Source organism: Kitasatospora sp. NPDC059648 (assembly GCF_042734825.1).
Taxonomy (GTDB): domain Bacteria; phylum Actinomycetota; class Actinomycetes; order Streptomycetales; family Streptomycetaceae; genus Kitasatospora.
In genome coordinates this window covers 1-16,895 of record NZ_JBHWDU010000030.1, presented here as the reverse complement: position 1 = coordinate 16,895, position 16,895 = coordinate 1, and the positions used below count along the sequence as shown (strand labels likewise).

Here is a 16,895-nt window from a genome sequence, read left to right as displayed (position 1 = left end):
AACGGGCACCGGACCGAACCGCACCCCGGAGGCAAGGCACAGGCTTCCACCTCGGTCCTGGCCTGCGCTCGGGTGACTCTCGCCTCCGCTGCGCGCATTGCGCTCATCCCCTGGGATACCTACCGGTGAACATGTGCCATGTGAACACCGACCCCGCTCCCGGGAAGGCCCTCATGCCCGCTGATGACGAACTCCGCCGTTTCCTCGCCGCCCTCAGCCCCGCCAGCCGCGAAAAGGTGCAGGCGCAGCCCCGCGAGCGGCAGGAGCAACTGGCTGCGGCCTGGGAGACCGAACTCAGCGAGGACACCGATCTGGACACGCTCGATGAGCTGTCGCCTGACGCGGCCGCGGACGAGGCGGCCGAGCGGGTGGTACGGCGCTTCTCGAGTAGTGACTCGCGGGGCTGATCTGCCCTGGGGAGGGATCGGAGCTCACCACCGGGTCCCGTCGGCGGTCAGCGGCCCGTAGGGCAGCAGAGGCACGGCCTGGTCCAGCGGCCCGTAGGGCAGCAGAGGCGCGGCCGGGTCGACGTGGTCGCGGGCCGCGGCCTCGTGCGCCTGCCGCGCACGGTCAAGCGGGCATTACGGTGGGTCACGAGGACCTCCGTGGGGGGCAGAGCCCGGACACCTCCACCACACCGGAGGTCTTCGCCAGGGTCAAACCCGGCCACCTCAGCAACGCTCTGGTCGATGCAGCCATGCGGCCCGCCCGCGGCATCCTCTGCACCGCCCCGCAGGCCACCGAGGACAGTGCGTGACCGTGGGCGACACCCCGCGGCCGGCTTCTCTCCCCTCATCGACCGGCGAGCCTTCCTGGATCACCCCGGTCCACTGCGAGGCGGGCCCGTCTGGCGGCCCTCCCGGCGGGCGGGAAGAATGGTGATCGCAAGGCTTGCCGCCGTGAGACGCGGAGTTGGTAACTGGTGTGAAGAGCTCCCCCCGCCCCGCTGAGTCCGCCACGCCGCTCGCGCCCGGGCCCGGCGCCGGTGAGAAGGGGCTCAGGTCGGGCGCCCTGGGGCTGTTCTCGTCGGTGGCGATCGGGATCTCCTCGACCGCGCCGGCGTACAGCCTGGCGGCGACGCTCGGCCTGATCGTGGCCCGGGTGGGGCTGCAGGCCCCGATCATCACCATGCTGGCGTTCGTGCCGATGCTGCTGATCGCGTACGCCTACCGGGAACTGAACGCCGTCAACGCCGACTGCGGGACGACCTTCGCCTGGTCCACCCGCGCGTTCGGCCCGCACACCGGCTGGATGGGCGGCTGGGGCCTGATCGTCGCCGACGTGATCACAATGGCGAACCTGGCAGAGATCGCCGGCATCTACGGCTTCCGGCTGGTCGGGCTGGAGTCGCTGGCGGCCAGCCGGGTGTGGACCACCGTGGCCGGGGTGGTCTGGATCGCCCTGATGACGGCGGTCTGCTACGTGGGCATCGAGGTGTCGGCGGCCCTGCAGCGCTGGCTGGTCTGCCTGGAGGTCGCGACCCTGCTGCTGCTCGCCGTCACCGCCCTGATCAAGGTGTACACCGACGGGCCGCCGACCGCGATGCACGTCTCCGCCTCCTGGTTCAATCCGCTGAACGTCCCCTCCCCCCAGGCACTGACCACCGGGGTGCTCGCCGCGGTGTTCATCTACTGGGGGTGGGACACCGCGCTCACCGTCAACGAGGAGACCGCGGACAGCCGGCACACCCCCGGGCGGGCCGCCGTGCTGTCCACCGTCCTGCTGCTGGTCCTCTACGGTCTGGTCTCCACCTCGGCACAGGCCTTCGCCGGGGTCGGCACCACGGGCATCGGGCTGGCCAACCCGGACAACTCCAAGGACGTGCTCTCCGGCCTGGGTGGGGCGGTGTTCGGCACCACCGGGCTCGGCCCCGCCCTCACCGAACTGCTGATCCTGATGGTGCTGACCTCGGCGGTCGCGTCCACCCAGACCACCATCCTGCCGGCCGCCCGCACCGTCTTCTCGATGGCCGCGCACAAGACCGTGCCGGCCGGCTTCGCCCGGCTGCACCGCCGGTTCCTGACCCCGACCTGGTCGACCGTCGGCATGGGGCTGGTGTCGATCGTCTTCCTGGTGCTGCTCACCTCGGTCAGCCACGACGTCCTGGCCGATTCCATCGACTCGGTGGGCTTGGCAATCGCCTTCTACTACGGTCTGACCGGATTCGCCTGCGTCTGGTACCACCGCCGGGTGCTCACCCGCAGCCTCCGGGACCTGCTGTTCAAAGGCGTCCTGCCCGGGATCGGGGGGCTGATCATGCTCTTCCTGTTCTGCTACGCCGCCTTCCACGTCTACGCCGCCCCCGACTACGGCGCGACCTCCGTCCGGCTGCCGTTGCTCGGCCGGGTCAGCGGGGTGACCGTACTGGGGCTGGGCTCGCTGCTTGTCGGCCTGGCCCTGATGCCGGTGGTCACCCGGGGGCACACCGCGGCACTGCGGCTGCAACGCAGCCTGCTGCCGCACCGGCTGCCGACCCTGAGCGCGGTCGAGTCGGCCAGCCGCTACCTGCCGGCCGACGCCCGCTCCGGGGTGGGCGGGGACTGGTACGACGTCATCCCGCTGTCCGGCAGCCGGGTCGGCCTGGTGGTCGGCGAGGTGCTCGGCCACGGCCTGGGAGCCGCCGCCGCGATGGGCCGACTGCGGGCCGCCGTCCGTGTGCTGGCCCGGCTCGACCTGGATCCGGAAGAGTTGCTCGCCCGCCTGGACGACGTGGTGCGCGAGGAGGACGACCGGGGCAGCCCGCGCGGCGTCGGCGTGACCTGCCTGTACGCGGTGTACGACCCGGTCGACGGCCGGTGCAGCATGGCCCGGGCAGGCCACGCGCCGCCCGTCGTGGCCGACCCGGCGGGCGGCGTCCGCTACGCGGAGCTGCCGGCCGGGCGGCCGCTGGGGCTGGGCGGCCCGCCGTTCCAGCGTGCCGAGCTGGACCTGTCGGCCGGCAGCCTGATCGCCCTGCACACGGACGGCCTGGTGGAGACCGTCGACGGCCGGCGCGAGCTCGCCGAGACGCTGGCCGGGCTCCACCGGCCGCTGGAGAGCCTGTGCGACGAGGCGATGGCGACCCTGCTGCCCGGACCGGTGGACGACGACGCCGTCCTGCTGCTGGTCCGCACCCGTCGGCTCGGCGCCGGGCAGGTCGCCGACTGGGAGCTGGCGCCCGACCCGGCGGCGGTCGCCCAGGCGCGTCGCAGTGTCGCCGGGCGGCTGGACGAATGGGGCCTGGCGGACCTCGTGTTCACCACCGAGCTGATCGTCAGCGAGCTGGTCACCAATGCGATCCGGTACGCCCCCGGGCCGGTCCGGGTCCGGCTGATCCGGGACCGCAGCCTGATCTGCGAGGTCTCCGACACCGGGCACACCTCGCCGCACCTGCGCCAGGCCGCGCGGGACGACGAGGGCGGGCGCGGCCTGTACATCATCGCCCAGCTCACCGAGCGCTGGGGCACCCGCTACACCGAGGACGGCAAGACCATCTGGGCCGAGCAGGCCCTGCCCGCCGAGGACTGACGACCGCGACCGGGCCGACCGCGACCGGCGCCCCCGCCGACCGGCGCCCCCGTCGGGGCGGGCGTACCCGCCGAAGGACGGCGGCCTTGCGCCGGCGCCCTCGCCAGGGCATCGGCGTTCTTCGACCGGATCCTGCCGAGCGCGTCCTGCTCCGAGGCGCGGGCCGCAGCGCGCGGGTCGGAGGTGTCGATGCGGCGCTGCCGGTCGATCCGGGAGGGGAGAGGCGCTTAACTGTGGAGTGGGGAGAGCGACGCGGCCGTGGGGGCCAGCGGTGCAGAAGGGCAGTCCGGTGGCTGATGTCTCGAACACGAGGGCGTGGCGTTCGCCGCGATTCCTGCCCAGGTGGTCGCACCGGGTCACGATCGGCGGCTATGTGCTGGTCGCGATCGCGGTGGCGCTGGATTTCGCCAGTGGGCCCGGTATCACGTTCGCCCCGATGCTCGCCGCCCTCCCCGTCCTGGCCGGGGTGGGCGCCCGCAGGGCCACGATCCCACTGACAGCCGGGGTGGTCGCCGGCGCGATCGTCGTCGGCATGGCGGCCTACGACGCCGGCGTGCCCGATGTCGTGATGGCGACCGCGGTGGCCACCGTGGTCGTGGTCACCTTCTTCAGCTGTGTCAACGTCGTGGTGGTGACGGCTCAGGAGCGGGAGCTGCACAGGGTCCACACGGTCGCCGAGGCCGCGCAGCGTGCCCTGCTGCGCCTGGTGCCGCGGCGGATGGGGCCGCTGGTGGTCGCGGTGCGCTATGTGGCGGCGGAGGCCGAGGCACAGATCGGCGGGGATCTGTACGAGGTGATGCCGACCCCGTACGGAGTGCGGCTGTTCCTCGGCGACGTGTGCGGCAAGGGCTTGGCCGCGGTGGAGACCGCCGCCGACGTGCTGGGGGTGTTCCGTGACGCCGCGCGGGCCGAACCGGATCTGGCGGAGGTGGCCAGGAGGCTGGACTCGGCGCTCGCTCGACGTCCGGAGAGCGAGGAGTTCGTCACCGCGGTCCTGGTCGGCATCCCCGACACACCGGGACCGGCGGTCGTGGTCAACTGCGGGCACCCGCCGCCGCTGCTCTGCCACGACGGTCGGGTCAGCACGGTGGAGCCGTCCGCCGAGGCACCCCCGCTGGCGCTGCTCGGTCTGGTCGGCGGGGACTACCACGCCGGGTCGATCGCCTTCGACCGCGGCGACCTGCTGCTGCTCTACACGGATGGCGTGTCCGAGGCCCGGGACGCGGCGAGCCGGTTCTACCCGCTCGCCCAGCGCCTGGCCGCGCTGCCGCACGGGGAGCCGGACGCCTTGCTGGACGAGCTGCTCCTGGACGTGCGGGCGCACGTCGGCTCCGGTCTGACGGACGACGCGGCCCTGCTCGCCGTCCGCCGGGAGCGATGACCGGTTGACCTGTTACGCCGGCCGCTGGTGCCGGTACTCCTCCAGCGCCGGCGACGTCCTCATCGCGCGGAAGTTCGTGATGGTGTACTCGGCCAGCCCCGCCACCGAGTACGGGTCGCTCTTGGTGATGTCCTCGATCCGCGTCCGGTCGACACCGACCGCCACGATGACCGCTCCATCGCGGGGGTCCTTGGGACCCGATGCGATGAAGACGCCGGATTCGTAGTTCGAGTCGAGCCAGGCGACGTGCTCGGGGTGGGCCGCTTCGATGCGATCGAGCGGCGCGATGTAGGTCAGGTCAAGAATGAACATGATCGGCATCATAGCGCTGGGTGATCGACCGGACACGCAGAGGCAGTGGCGCCGGTGGCGGCCGAGCAGGACCACCAGGAGAGCCGGGGTTCGCGCAGCCCGCGACCGAGCCGGAGCAGCAGGCCACCGGCGCCCTCAGCCGGACCCGCTGGACGGCCACACCCTGGCCTCCGCCCGGGAGTACGGCCTGCTGCTCCAGGCCTACGAGCACCTGTTCCGGTCCACCCCGGGCGGGTGACTCACGCCTGCCAGTGCGGCTTTCCGCTCACCATCCGGCAGTAGATGACCCGTCCGCCGGCGTCGTGGGTGCTCCGGCCGAGGTCGTCGTTGCGGCAGAACTGCCCGGCCGCGTAGCAGTTGCCCGCGTTGGAGCGGATCTCGCACCCAGAGCCGCCGGCCGCCGCCCGGGTGGGCTGCGGCTCCGGGTCGGTCGGCGGCTGCGCCGTGGTCGCCTTGGGCTGCGGCTTGGCGGCCGGCGTCTGCGGGTGGGTGGCGGACGGGGCCGAGGGGGCGGACGGCGGCGGGGCGGACGGCGAGGCCGGCAGCGTCGACGGAGTGACCACCGGCGGGGCCGGGGGCGCGCTCGGCGTGGGCGCGACGGGCGCACCCGCCGCGGTGATCGGCGCCGGGGACGCCTTGCCGTCCGCCGCCGACGGATCGCAACCGGCCAGCGCCAGGCCGACGGTGAGGACGAGTCCGGCGAATCCGGCCAGGCCGGCCGCCCGGCGGCGGCCGGGTATCCGTGAAGTCATGAGGGGAGAACGCTCCGTTCCGTATGGGCGAGGCGTGCGAGTCAAGCAGAACCCGCACACGCGGTGGCCACGCTTTCCCCACTCGTTTGCAGATCGAGACAATCCGGCCGCCCGGGCGTGACGGGCCGCGGGCCGCGACGCCCTCGCCCAGGCGCTCGGCGACCGCTGGGCCGGCGCCTGGCTCGACGGACCGCGGGCCGAGCTGGTGGTCGCCACCACGGACGCCTCCGCCGCCCGCACCATCACCGCCCACGGCGGCCGGGCGACCGTCGTCCGGCACCCGCTGAAGGCCCTGGACCGGGCCAAGGACTCCAACACCGTCGTGGTGCAGTCCGCCGACGACACCCGTACCGAGGCCTTCCTGGTCCGGTCCGGGGTGGACCGCGCGCTGGTCCGGGTCGAGCGGGCCACCGCCGCGCCCCGGCCGCTCGCCGACCTGCACGGCGGGGACACGTACTACATCGACAACGCCGCCCGCTGCTCGATCGGCTTCCCGGTCACCCAGGGCGGCCGGCCCGGCTTCGTCAGCGCCGGCCACTGCGGCCGGCCCGGACGACGCGACAGCCTCCGACGGCAGTTCGATCGGCGCCTTCCAGGGCTCGACCTTCCCGGGCAACGACTGGTCCTGGGTGGCGGCAGGCCCGGAGTGGACCGCCCAGCCGCAGGTGAACGACTACGCCGGCGGCGCGGTGACGGTGAGCGGCTCGACCGAGCAGACGGTCGGCGGTTCGGTGTGCCGCTCCGGCTCCACCACCGGCTGGCACTGCGGCACCGTCGAGGAGCAGAACGCCACCGTCAACTACCAGGAGGGCAGCGTCTACGGCGTCACCCGCACCGACGTGTGCGCCGAACCGGGCGACTCCGGCGGCTCGTTCATCTCCGGCGACCAGGCCCAGGGCGTGACCTCGGGCGGCTCCGGCGACTGCTCCTCGGGCGGTGAGACCTACTTCCAGCCGGTCAACCTGATCCACAGCACCTACGGCCTGACCCTGGCCACCGGCTGAAACCGTCTCACAGCTCAGCCGTCCGGCGCTCGAACACCTCGGGACGGGCGGTCTCCAGCGCCGTGGAGACCGCGCCGAGGAGCACCGCCTCCTCCCCCAACAGGCTCGGCGCGAGCGTCGGACGCATCGGAGCGAAGCGGTGCAGGGCCTGCTCCAGCGGTTCCAGGAGCAGATCCGCGCTGCTGCCGATGCCGCCGCCGAGCACCAGCAGGTCCGGGTCGAGCACGGCGGACAGCACTGCGACGGCGTAGGCCAGCCGCTCCGCCTCCCACCGCACCGCCCGCAGCGCGGCGGCGTCGCCGCCCCGGGCCCGCTCGAAGACCTGCTTGGCGGTCAACTGCTCACCGCCCTCCTCCTCCAGCCCGAACCCCCGGGCGGCCCGCACCACCGCGTCCGCCGCGGCCTCCTGCTCCAGCGTCGTCCCGCCCGGTTCTCCCGACTCCCCCGGCCCGCCCGGGCCGCTCGCCCCGCCCGACTCCCCCGGCCCGCCAGGGCCGCCCGCAAGGCCGGGCAGCGGCACCAGCCCGATCTCGCCCAACGCGCCGTGCGCGCCGAGCAGCAGCTCGCCGTCCCTGACCACGCCCAGCCCGAGCCCGGTCCCGACCAGCAGGTAGGCGAACATCCGGCTGCCCCGCCCGGCGCCGAGGGTGTACTCGCCGAGCGCGGCCAGGTTGGCGTCGTTGGCCACCGTGACGGCCGTTCCCAGCCCCTCCCCGATCCGGTCGAACAACCCCGGCCGGCCCCAGCCCGGCAGGCTGGTGGCGTACCGGACGCCGCGCCGCTCCTCGTCCCACACGCCGGGCGTGCCGATCACCGCGTGCACGATGTCCGCGGCGCCCAGGCCCGCCTCAGCGGTCGCCTCCCGCGCGGCGGCGACCACGGCGTCCGCGACGGCGTCCGCCGTCCGGCCCCGGTTGGCCACGTCCCGCCGGGCGACCACGGTCCCGGCGAGGTCCGCCACCGCGACCCGCAGCCGGGCCCGGCCGACGTCCACGCCCAGCACGTGGCCAGCGGTCGGGTCGACCTCGTACAGCACCGCGGTGCGGCCGCGCTCGGGGGCCACCCGCCCGGCCTCGCGGACCAGCCCGGCCTGTTCCAGGTCGGCCAGCGCCGCGGAGACGGTGGGCTTGGACAGGCCGGTGTCCCGGGCCAGTTGGGCGCGGGAGGTGCCGCCGCCGGTACGCAGCAGCTCCAGCAGGAGCCACTCGTTGTTGCTGCGCAGCCGCTGCCGGTTCCACGGCACCCCGGGGGCCCCGGCCGCCGGGCGACTGGTCGGCTGGTGGGGGCTCATCGGTTCCTCCGGTCTGGGCTGCTGACGGTCCGCCACGGGCGGCGGGCCCTGGCACCGCCCGCGGCACCCGGTGTCGGGCGCCGCCGCCCAAGTATGACCGGTGATCACCCGGCGCCGACCGCTCAAGCCCTCCCCCGCCGGTGCGTGCACGCGCACGCAACCGGCCACGGCTCGGCTACGGGACCGCCTCCGGCCGGTCAAGCTTTCACCCAGTCGTGGGCGCGCCGCGCCCCGGCGCGTGATCATGGACCCATGCACTCCCGGCACGGCAACCGACCCGAGGGCACCCCGCCCCCGTCCCCGGACGCCCGCTCCCTGGCGGCGACCGCGGCGGCCCTCGCCGCGAGCCTCGGCTCGGTCACCGGCAGTGGCCGGTTCGAGACCGATCCCGACCTGCTCCGCGAGGTGCTCGCCGCCGCCCCGGTCGGCGTCGCCCTGCTCGACGAGCACCTGCGCTGGCGCTACCTCAACCCAGCCTTCACCGCCGCCACCGGACTGCGCCGCGCGGACCTCCTCGGCCGCACCGCCGGGACCACCGCGTTCGCCGGCGCCGTCGAGCCGCTGCGCCGCGTCCTCGCCGACGGACACGACCACGAACACGTCACCGGCGGTCCCGAGGGCATCGGTTCCCCCGTGCCGCCCGGCCTACGGGTGCGCTACCGGCCGCTGCGGCGGGCCGGGCGGGCCACCGGCGTCATCGTCGTCGTCCTGGACGGCCCCGCGGCGGCCCCCGAGCACCCGCGCGAGCCCGAACGGGCCCCCGCCCCCGAGCCCCCGGGCGAACTCGAACGGGCCCGCGCCCGGCTCGCCCTGCTGGACGCCGCCGCCGAACGGATCGGCACCACCCTCGACACGGCCACCACCTGTGCCGAACTCGCCGCCTTCACCGTGCCCGCCCTCGCCGACCTCGCCACCGTCGACGTGCTGCCGCCCGAAGCCGAACCCGCCCGCCCCGGCCGCTCCGGCGCCCGGCGCCTGCACCGCGCCGCCGTACGGGCCGTGCCCGCGCTCGACGCCGCCCTCGCCGAACTGCCCCGCCCGGGCGAGTCCGTCCGCCACCGCGAGGGCTCTGCCGCTGCCCGCGGCCTGGCGAGCGGCGTCGCCGTCCGCACCGAACCCGGCCCCGCGGACGCCTGCCCGGCCGATGCCGCCTCCCTGCTCGTCCTGCCGCTCGCCGCCCGCGGCCGCCTGGTCGGGCTGCTCACCCTCGGCCGCACCGCCGCCGCCCCTGCCTTCACCCCCGCGGATGCCGACCTTCTCGGCGACCTCGCCGCCCGTGCCGCCGTCGCCATCGACAACGCCCGCCGCTACACCCACTCCCAGGGCATCGCCCTGGAACTCCAGCGCGCGCTGCTGAGCGAGCCCGGCAACCCGCACCAGAACCTCGCCGTCGCCTCCCGCTACCTGCCCTCCGGCAGCAGCTCGGTCGTCGGCGGCGACTGGTACGAGACCGTCCGGCTGCCGTTCGGCCGCACCCTGCTGGCGATGGGCGACGTCATGGGGCACGGGGTCGAGGCCGCCGTCGACATGAGCCACTACCGCTCGGCGCTGCGCGACATCGCCGCCACGGACCTGCCGCCGCACCGCATCCTGGGCCAGCTCGACACCGTCATCTCCACCGATGACTCCGCCCGCCCCGCGACCTGCCTCCTGGCCCTCGCCGACCCCGGCCGAGCCCGCTGGACCCTCTCCAGCGCCGGCCACCTCCCACCCGCCCTGATCGCGCCGGACCGCCCCACGGAACTGCTGCGCGTCCCCACCGGCCCCCCGCTGGGCACCGGCCTCGGCGGCTACGAGCAGACCGCCCACCCGCTCGACACCGGGCAGACGCTGCTGCTCTACACCGACGGCCTGGTCGAACGCCGCCACGAGGACATCGACACCTCCCTGGAGCGCCTCGCCGCTCTCCGCCTCCCCGCCGCCGGCGACCTCGACGACCTCCTCGACGCCGTCCTCCACTCCCTCGCCCCGCCCCCGGCCCCGGCCGCCGAGGACGACATCGCCCTCCTCGCCGCCCGCCCCAGACCGCGCTGACGGCCCGTAGCCGGGCGACGGCTCGACGGCCGCCCACCGGGCCCGCTCCCCCGGATCGAGGCGGGGCCCCAGGTGCGGCACTCCACGAAACCCCGGATGTCCGTTCCCACCCGACCGCGTCCTGCCCGCGGGAACGGACCCTTCGCGGCCGGACTACCGCCCGCCGACTGCCACCCGGCGGTTACGGCCCGGCGGCTGCCACCCAGCGGCTGCCGCCCGGCGGTCAGGCCTTCGCGAGGGCCTGCTCCACGTCCGTCCACAGGTCCTCCGGGTGTTCGATGCCCACCGACACCCGGACCGTGCCCGGACCGATGCCCGCCGCGGCCAGTTCCCCGTCCGACAGCTGCCGGTGCGAGGTACTGGCCGGGTGCAGCACCAGGGTGTGGACGCCGCCGAGCGAGGGCGCCAGGGAGGCCAGGCGCACGGACTCGGTGAAGACCCGGGCCGCCTCGCGGCCGCCGGCCAGGTCGAAGGCGAGGACGCCGCCGTGGCCGTCCGGCAGGAGGCGGCGGGCGAGGTCGTGGTCGGGGTGGGAGGGCAGGCCCGGGTAGTGGACGGCGGAGACCGCCGGGTGGGCGGAGAGCCGGGCTGCCAGGTCGAGGGCGGTGTCGCAGTGGCGGCGGACCCGAAGGGCCAGCGTCTGCAGGCCGCGCAGGGTCAGCCAGGCGGCGAAGGGGTCGGCGCTGGCGCCGAGCTCGGTCGCGTGGTGCCAGACCTTCCGGTGCAGGTCGGTCTCGGCGAAGACGGCGATGCCGGCGAGGACGTCGGAGTGCCCGCCCAGGTACTTGGTGGCGGAGTGGATCACCACGTCCGCACCGTGCTCGATCGGTCGGCACAGCAGCGGGGTGGCGAAGGTGTTGTCGACCACGCTCAGCACCCCGGCGCCCCGGGCGACCTCGATCAGCCCGGGCAGGTCGGTGACCCGGGTGGTCGGGTTGGAGATCGTCTCCAGGTGCAGCAGCCGGGTACTGGGCCGCAGCGCCGCAGCGACCTCGTCCGGGTCGTCGCCCGAGACGTGGGTCACCTCGACGCCCCACCGCTGCGCGAGGTCGGCCAGCATCGCGAACGTCCCGCCGTACAGGCTCCGTTGGGCGATCACGTGGTCGCCGGAGCGCAGCAGGGCCAGCAGCACGCTGTTGATGGCACCCATGCCGGAGGCGGTGGCGATGGCGCCGGTGCCGCCTTCGAGGTCGGCGACGGCGCTCTCCAGCGAGCGGACGGTGGGGTTGCCGAACCGGTTGTAGAAGAACGCCCCGTCGGGCCCGCCGAAGGCGGTGGTGAGCGCCTCGCTGGTCTCGAAGGCGAACAGGTGGCTCTGGTGCAGCGGGACGCCCAGCGGACGGCTGCCGGTGGTCTCGGCCAGCGCAGGGTGGACGATCCGGCTCTCGGGGCGCAGCGCCTCGGCGGGATCGGTGCGGTCGGTGCGGTGGTCGCTCATGCCGCCATCCTGTGGGGTCGCGACCGGGCCGGACAGGGCCAATCGCAGCCAAGTGGCCCGCCCCGGAGCTGTTCCGGCACCCGGGGCGGGCTCAGCGGCGGCTCAGCGGCAACCCTTCGGCAGTTCGTCGGCCACTCAGCGACGGCGGAAGAGCCGCCGCACGAAGTGGACGATGCCCCAGATCAGCAGGATGACGACAACGATGACGAGGATGACCACGACCAGCAGGAACTTGCCGAGCTTGGCGAAGAAGCCCGACTTCTTCTTCTCCTGCTTCGCCGCGGCGTGGGTGACCCGGGCGGCCTGCGAGCCCTGCGTCGCGGGCGCAACCTGCGTGACGTGCGCCACATTTGCGGACGCCGCCGCCGGCGCGACGGCCGCGCTTCCGGCGGCGGTCCGGGTGGCGGCCACCGCCGTCGCGCTCGACGCCGCGGCGCCGAGGCCGACGGCGGCCAGCAGCGCCACCAGGGCGCCGGCCATCGAACGTGCGATCCGGTGAGTCATCGTGCTCCTCGTGCGGGTACGGAGCGACGGAGATGAGACCCGGCGACCTTCTCTCATGGTCTGACCAGTATTTTTCTCATCTGCGCCTAGTATGCTCCACTGAAAGTTCTACAGCGGTGTAAAAGTTTAGCGACGGGCCGGCCCGGATCCACTCCGACCCAGGACCACGCAAGCCACCGCTCCGACGGGGGTTCCGTGGCAACTGTGGAGGATGACGCCGTGTCGGGTCGCAGGGGTTCCACCGAGACCGAGAATTCGCCGCGCCGGGCCGGTGGACACAGGGCCGCCGGTCGCGCGGCCGACCCCGGTAAGGGCGGGACGGACAAGGACATATCCGACACCCGCCCCACCAGCCGGGCCAAGCCCAAGCCCAAGCGCAAGCGCAGCACCAAGCAGAAGGTGCTCTGGGCCACCGCCGGCTGCACCGCCCTCCTGGTGCTCGCCGGCGGCGCCGTCTACTACCGCCTGAACAGCAACATCAGCACCTTCGACGGCGACGCCCTCAGCAAGGACCGCCCGGAGGCAGCCGCACCGGACGCCCAGGGCCGCACCCCGGTGAACGTCCTGCTGATCGGCTCGGACAGCCGCGGCAACGGCAACAGCGACCTGGGCGGCGGCGGGGACGACGGCGCCCGCTCGGACACCGCGATCCTGCTGCACATCTACGCCGACCACAAGCACGCCGTCGGCATCTCGATCCCCCGCGACTCCCTGGTCAACCTCCCGCCGTGCAAGCTCCCCAACGGCAAGTGGACCAAGGAGCAGACCAATGTGATGTTCAACAGCGCCTTCTCGGTGGGCAACACCGACCAGGGCAACCCCGCCTGCACCCAGAACGCCGTCGAGAAGCTCACCAACCTGCGCGTCGACCACACCATCGTGGTGGACTTCAGCGGCTTCGCCGCGATGACCTCGGCGGTCGGCGGTGTGGAGGTCTGCCTGCCGAACAACATCTACGAGGGCGACCTCAACCCCAACCTCGGCCGCAAGGGCAAGCTGATCTTCGCCAAGGGCAAGCAGAAGGTCGAGGGCCAGGCCGCCCTGGACTACGTCCGGGTCCGGCACGGGATCGGGGACGGCTCCGACATCGGCCGCACCAAGCGCCAGCAGGCGTTCCTCTCCTCCCTCATCAAGCAGGTCAAGGACCGCGGCATGGACCCGACCACCCTGCTGCCGCTCGCCGACGCGGCGACCAAGTCGCTGACCGTCGACCCCGACCTCGGCTCCGCCGCCAAGCTGATGTCCTTCGCCATGTCGATCAAGGACGTCAACCTGCACGACGTCAAGTTCCTCACCGCGCCCTGGCGTTACGAGGGCCCCCGGGTAGCCCTGGTACACCCCGACGTGGACCAGCTCTGGGCCGCGCTCAAGGCCGACCGCACCGTCGACGGCCAGGACGCCAGCGCCCAGAGCCCGGCCGCCACCGACTCCGCCGCGCCCGCCGCCCCGCCCACCACCGCGGCAGCGCCCACCCCCACCGCGGACGCCAGGAACGCCGAGATCAAGGTCGCCGTGCTCAACGGCACCGGCGAGAGCGGCCTCGGCAGCAAGGGGGCCGAGGCCGTCAAGGGCGCCGGCTACACCGTCACCACCGTCGGCAACGCCGCCGGGAAGCCGCGCAGCACCACCGTGGTCGAGTACGGCACGGGCGAGCGCACCGCCGCCGAGTCGGTCGCGAAGCTGTTCCCGGGCGCGACCGTCCAGCCGGGCGGCCGCGGCCTGAGCGTGGTGCTCGGCCACGACTTCGCCGCCGCCAACCCGGCCTCCGCCGCCACCTCGGCGCCCGGCGCCCCCAGCGCCCCGGCCCCACTGCCGACCAGCGTCAGCGGCACCGCCCGCTCGGCGGACGACGACCCGTGTGCCAACGTGTCGTACGGCTGAGCCGCCCGCGGCGACGACGAACGGGCGGGCGCCCGCGGACTCCGGGTCCGTGGGCGCCCGCCCGTTCCGGCCACCGCCCGCTCAGCGCCTCGTCCCGCAGGACGGGCAGAACGCGGCCCCTTCCGGCACGTCCTTGTGGCACTGCCCGCACTGGACCGGTTGCGCCAGCCTGAACCCGCAGCCCGGGCAGAACGGCGTGCCGTGGGTCTCGGCCCGGCACTGCGGGCAGACCAGTTGGGTCGGCGTGCGGACGTCGAACTCCGCCCCGGCCTGCTGGCCGACCTGGTACGCCCGGTCCGTCACCATGTCGTTGAGGCCGCGCCGCTGGGCCGCCGCCGCCTCGGCCGCGGTGTCCGGGGCGCAGGTGAGGCACAGGCCCTGCTCCGGGGTGAAGCAGCGGCCGCAGACGTAGTGGGTGCAGCGGGCGCACCGGTTGAAGTTCGACCGGGCGTTGGCGATCGCGCGCTGGAAGGCGGCGTCCCGCGAGGTGCCCCAGGTCTGGCCGGCCAGGCCGTCCGCGGCGTTGCTGATGGTGTTGGCGTTGCCGCCGATGAGGTTCCAGGCCGCGTTGACGCCCTTGCCTATCCAGCCCGCCACCTGGCCGGTGGTGAACCGCTCGAAGGGCGAGCGCCAGGTGTCGGAGCAGCGGTAGCAGTAGAACTCGAACTGGAAGCCCGCACCCGTGCCGTATTGCTCGCACAGATCACGGTAGTTGTCGCTGAAGTAGATCTCGGAACTCACGTCGTCCCCGGTTGCTGAAGTGGCCTGCCGGCAGTCGCTCCCAGGGACGACATGGGTCTTTGAACGGTTCCACCGAATTCCCGACACGCTCTTCACGACCCCGCGGCCCCCCGCCGGAACCCCACCCGGCGTGGGGCACGGCGGGCGGGTTCCGGTGGCCGGAGTACCACCGGGTGGAGTTCCCGGGGAGCCGTTCCGGCTCGGCGCGTCCGGCTCGACCCGTCCGGCTCAGCCCGTCCTGCGCCGCGACCGCCGGCGCCGCCACAGCGCGATCGGCACCACACCGGCCAGGGCGAGCGCCGCCGGGGCCGGGGGCTCCTGTTCCGGCAGGGCGCCCGCCGCGCCGGAGGGCACCTTGTCGAAGGTGCCCGGGACGGGCAGGGTGGACCAGTCGGAGATCGGCCAAGCGACCACGAAGGCCCGGCCGACCACGTCGTCCACCGGCACGAAGCCGTCCCCGGTGAGGTTGTGGTGCGGGCGGGAGTCCCGCGAGTTGTTGCGGTGGTCGCCCATCACCCACAGCTTGCCCTTGGGCACGGTGACGGTGCCGACCGGGTCGTTGTCGCAGGGCGTCGCCCCAGCGAACAGGTACGGTTCGTCCAGGGCGGCGCCGTTCACCTTCACCGGGCTGCCCGCGTTGCACTCGACGGTGTCCCCGCCGACCGCGATCACCCGCTTGATCAGGTCCTTCTCGTCCGCCGAGGGCATCAGGCCGACGGTGCTCAGCACCTTCTGCACGCTGCCCATGATGCCGTCGTCCTTCGGCGCCGCGTCCTCCAGCCAACCGCCCGGATCGTGGAAGACCACCACCTCTCCGCGTTCCGGCTCGGCGCCGAACCACGGGGTGAGCTTGTCGACCAGCACCCGGTCGCCGATCTGCAGGGTGTTCTCCATCGAACCGGAGGGGATCGAGAAGGCCTGCACGAAGAAGGTCTTGATGCCGAGCGAGAGCAGCAGGGCGATCACCAGCAGGATCGGCAGCTCCTGCCAGAACGGGCGCTTCTTGCGCGCGGGCTTCGCACCGGCGCCGGGCGTCTCCTCCGGCCCGGCCGCCGCCTTCTCCTCCTGGCCGGCCGCCGGCTGGTCACCCCCCGTCCCGGCCCTGCCCGGTCCGGTCGCCGGCCTCTCCTCTGTTCCGCCGCTCTCGCCGGACTCCGTACTCTGCTGCACACTCATCTAATCGGCCCCTCCCGACGGCCCGGCGGGAGCCCGAAGCGGGGACTCCCTGACAGGGAACGAACCTACCGAACAGAGGTTCCCGGGCGCGCCCTGACGTGGATCCGCTCGCCCTGCGGGCCGAACAGGCTGAGGAACTCCACCGGCTGCGAACCGGCGTTGCCGAAGGCGTGCGGGGTCCGGGTGTCGAACTCGGCGGCCTCACCGGCCGTCAGCTCCAGGTCATGCGGGCCGAGCACCAGCCGCAGCCTCCCGGAGAGCACGTACAGCCACTCGTAGCCCTCGTGGACCTTCAGCTCCAGCTCCGGTCCGCTGTTCCGGCCGGGCGGCAGGATGTGCTTGTACGCGTGCAGACCGCCGAGGTGGCGGGTGAGCGGGACGATGGTCTGGCCGTTCCTGGTCACCGGGCGCGGGTGGATCCGGGGGTCTCCGGTGGCCGGGGCGCCGACCAGTTCGTCCAGCGGCACCCGGTACTCCCGGGCCAGCGGCAGCAGCAGTTCCAGGGTGGGCTTGCGCTGCCCGGACTCCAGCCGGGACAGCGTGCTGAGCGAAATGCCGGTCGCGGCGGCCAGTTTGGCGAGCGTGGTGCCGCGCTCCCGGCGCAGGGCCCGCAGCCGGGGGCCCACCGTGGTGAGGACGTTCTCGAACTCTTCGTCGGCCATGCCTGCTATTCGCCGGGACGGCAAGGGTGTTTGTCAATCCGGCACACCGGTGGCGGTTCTCCCGGAGAGCGGCGGGGCACACGGCGGGGCCCGGGGGGGGCCGCCCCAGGCCACCCGGCCCCCCCCCCCCCGGCCCCCCGGAACCCCCCCCCCCGGGGGGGGAAGAGCGCGGTGCAAGGCCTCGCCCTGGGCCCCCCGGGGGCGCCGCCAGG

At 74.0% G+C, this 16,895-nt stretch carries 16 protein-coding genes; 8 read left to right on the top strand and 8 right to left on the bottom strand.

All coding sequences use genetic code 11. The features are described 5' to 3' along the window. Positions 1-173 precede the first annotated feature (173 nt). The 4 genes from ACFV1W_RS19495 (at position 174) to ACFV1W_RS19480 (ending at position 4,888) form a co-directional block, all read left to right on the top strand. Positions 174-407 (top strand): hypothetical protein, encoded by a 234-nt coding sequence (locus ACFV1W_RS19495; RefSeq protein ID WP_380418209.1) that lies wholly within the window; start codon positions 174-176, stop codon positions 405-407. A 179-nt stretch (positions 408-586) separates the two neighbouring features. Beyond that, positions 587-757 carry a hypothetical protein gene (locus ACFV1W_RS19490; RefSeq protein WP_380418093.1) on the top strand — a complete coding sequence of 57 codons (171 nt, stop codon included), beginning with the start codon at positions 587-589 and terminating at the stop codon, positions 755-757. 167 nt (positions 758-924) lie between these two features. Beyond that, positions 925-3,507 (top strand): SpoIIE family protein phosphatase, encoded by a 2,583-nt coding sequence (locus ACFV1W_RS19485; protein ID WP_380418091.1) that lies wholly within the window; start codon positions 925-927, stop codon positions 3,505-3,507. A 289-nt stretch (positions 3,508-3,796) separates the two neighbouring features. After that, positions 3,797-4,888: a PP2C family protein-serine/threonine phosphatase gene (locus tag ACFV1W_RS19480; RefSeq protein ID WP_380418089.1), complete on the top strand. Its 1,092-nt coding sequence runs from the start codon at positions 3,797-3,799 to the stop codon at positions 4,886-4,888. 12 nt (positions 4,889-4,900) lie between these two features. Here ACFV1W_RS19480 and ACFV1W_RS19475 read toward each other — a convergent pair whose 3' ends face one another. Next, a complete protein-coding gene (locus ACFV1W_RS19475; protein WP_380418087.1) occupies positions 4,901-5,200 on the bottom strand; it encodes a YciI family protein in 300 nt (99 codons plus the stop codon). Between ACFV1W_RS19475 and ACFV1W_RS19470 the strand changes: the two genes are divergently transcribed. Beyond that, a complete protein-coding gene (locus ACFV1W_RS19470; RefSeq protein WP_380418085.1) occupies positions 5,199-5,438 on the top strand; it encodes a hypothetical protein in 240 nt (79 codons plus the stop codon). The genes ACFV1W_RS19475 and ACFV1W_RS19470 overlap by 2 nt on opposite strands. Before the next feature lies 1 nt (position 5,439). Here ACFV1W_RS19470 and ACFV1W_RS19465 read toward each other — a convergent pair whose 3' ends face one another. Further along, positions 5,440-5,952, bottom strand: a complete 513-nt coding sequence (locus ACFV1W_RS19465; RefSeq protein WP_380418083.1) for a hypothetical protein — start codon at positions 5,950-5,952, stop codon at positions 5,440-5,442. A 629-nt stretch (positions 5,953-6,581) separates the two neighbouring features. Between ACFV1W_RS19465 and ACFV1W_RS19460 the strand changes: the two genes are divergently transcribed. Then, entirely contained in the window at positions 6,582-6,956 is a 375-nt protein-coding gene (locus ACFV1W_RS19460) for a S1 family peptidase (RefSeq protein ID WP_380418081.1), read from the top strand. 7 nt (positions 6,957-6,963) lie between these two features. On the opposite strand, the gene ACFV1W_RS19455 is transcribed toward ACFV1W_RS19460, so the two are convergent. Next, positions 6,964-8,247, bottom strand: a complete 1,284-nt coding sequence (locus tag ACFV1W_RS19455) for an ROK family protein (RefSeq protein WP_380418079.1) — start codon at positions 8,245-8,247, stop codon at positions 6,964-6,966. A gap of 252 nt (positions 8,248-8,499) precedes the next feature. On the opposite strand from ACFV1W_RS19455, the gene ACFV1W_RS19450 reads away from it, so the two are divergent. Next, on the top strand, positions 8,500-10,281 hold the full coding sequence (locus tag ACFV1W_RS19450) for a SpoIIE family protein phosphatase (RefSeq protein ID WP_380418077.1): 1,782 nt from the start codon (positions 8,500-8,502) through the stop codon (positions 10,279-10,281). 223 nt (positions 10,282-10,504) lie between these two features. Here ACFV1W_RS19450 and ACFV1W_RS19445 read toward each other — a convergent pair whose 3' ends face one another. Further along, on the bottom strand, positions 10,505-11,719 hold the full coding sequence (locus ACFV1W_RS19445) for a trans-sulfuration enzyme family protein (RefSeq protein WP_380418075.1): 1,215 nt from the start codon (positions 11,717-11,719) through the stop codon (positions 10,505-10,507). Between the two features lie 135 nt (positions 11,720-11,854). Beyond that, complete coding sequence (locus ACFV1W_RS19440) at positions 11,855-12,223, bottom strand: hypothetical protein (protein WP_380418073.1); 369 nt, start codon at positions 12,221-12,223, stop codon at positions 11,855-11,857. 219 nt (positions 12,224-12,442) lie between these two features. On the opposite strand from ACFV1W_RS19440, the gene ACFV1W_RS19435 reads away from it, so the two are divergent. Further along, a complete protein-coding gene (locus tag ACFV1W_RS19435) occupies positions 12,443-14,104 on the top strand; it encodes an LCP family protein (protein WP_380418071.1) in 1,662 nt (553 codons plus the stop codon). An 81-nt stretch (positions 14,105-14,185) separates the two neighbouring features. Here ACFV1W_RS19435 and ACFV1W_RS19430 read toward each other — a convergent pair whose 3' ends face one another. From ACFV1W_RS19430 to ACFV1W_RS19420, 3 genes are all read right to left on the bottom strand, one after another. Next, the gene (locus ACFV1W_RS19430; protein WP_380418069.1) at positions 14,186-14,845 is read right to left on the bottom strand and encodes a zinc ribbon domain-containing protein; all 660 of its coding nucleotides are present in this window, start codon (positions 14,843-14,845) and stop codon (positions 14,186-14,188) included. 228 nt (positions 14,846-15,073) lie between these two features. Further along, complete coding sequence (gene lepB / locus ACFV1W_RS19425; RefSeq protein ID WP_380418067.1) at positions 15,074-16,021, bottom strand: signal peptidase I; 948 nt, start codon at positions 16,019-16,021, stop codon at positions 15,074-15,076. A 65-nt stretch (positions 16,022-16,086) separates the two neighbouring features. Then, complete coding sequence (locus ACFV1W_RS19420) at positions 16,087-16,683, bottom strand: helix-turn-helix domain-containing protein (protein WP_380418065.1); 597 nt, start codon at positions 16,681-16,683, stop codon at positions 16,087-16,089. Positions 16,684-16,895: the final 212 nt, after the last annotated feature.

What these genes read in the sequence shown, in the direction of transcription:
- ACFV1W_RS19495 (WP_380418209.1), top strand. Translation starts at nt 174, where the DNA reads ATGCCCGCTGATGACGAACTCCGCCGTTTCCTCGCCGCCCTCAGCCCC.
- ACFV1W_RS19470 (WP_380418085.1), top strand. Translation starts at nt 5,199, where the DNA reads ATGATCGGCATCATAGCGCTGGGTGATCGACCGGACACGCAGAGGCAG.
- ACFV1W_RS19475 (WP_380418087.1), bottom strand. Translation starts at nt 5,200, where the DNA reads ATGTTCATTCTTGACCTGACCTACATCGCGCCGCTCGATCGCATCGAA.
- lepB (WP_380418067.1), bottom strand. Translation starts at nt 16,021, where the DNA reads ATGAGTGTGCAGCAGAGTACGGAGTCCGGCGAGAGCGGCGGAACAGAG.
- ACFV1W_RS19465 (WP_380418083.1), bottom strand. Translation starts at nt 5,952, where the DNA reads ATGACTTCACGGATACCCGGCCGCCGCCGGGCGGCCGGCCTGGCCGGA.
- ACFV1W_RS19450 (WP_380418077.1), top strand. Translation starts at nt 8,500, where the DNA reads ATGCACTCCCGGCACGGCAACCGACCCGAGGGCACCCCGCCCCCGTCC.
- ACFV1W_RS19420 (WP_380418065.1), bottom strand. Translation starts at nt 16,683, where the DNA reads ATGGCCGACGAAGAGTTCGAGAACGTCCTCACCACGGTGGGCCCCCGG.
- ACFV1W_RS19440 (WP_380418073.1), bottom strand. Translation starts at nt 12,223, where the DNA reads ATGACTCACCGGATCGCACGTTCGATGGCCGGCGCCCTGGTGGCGCTG.
- ACFV1W_RS19445 (WP_380418075.1), bottom strand. Translation starts at nt 11,719, where the DNA reads ATGAGCGACCACCGCACCGACCGCACCGATCCCGCCGAGGCGCTGCGC.
- ACFV1W_RS19455 (WP_380418079.1), bottom strand. Translation starts at nt 8,247, where the DNA reads ATGAGCCCCCACCAGCCGACCAGTCGCCCGGCGGCCGGGGCCCCCGGG.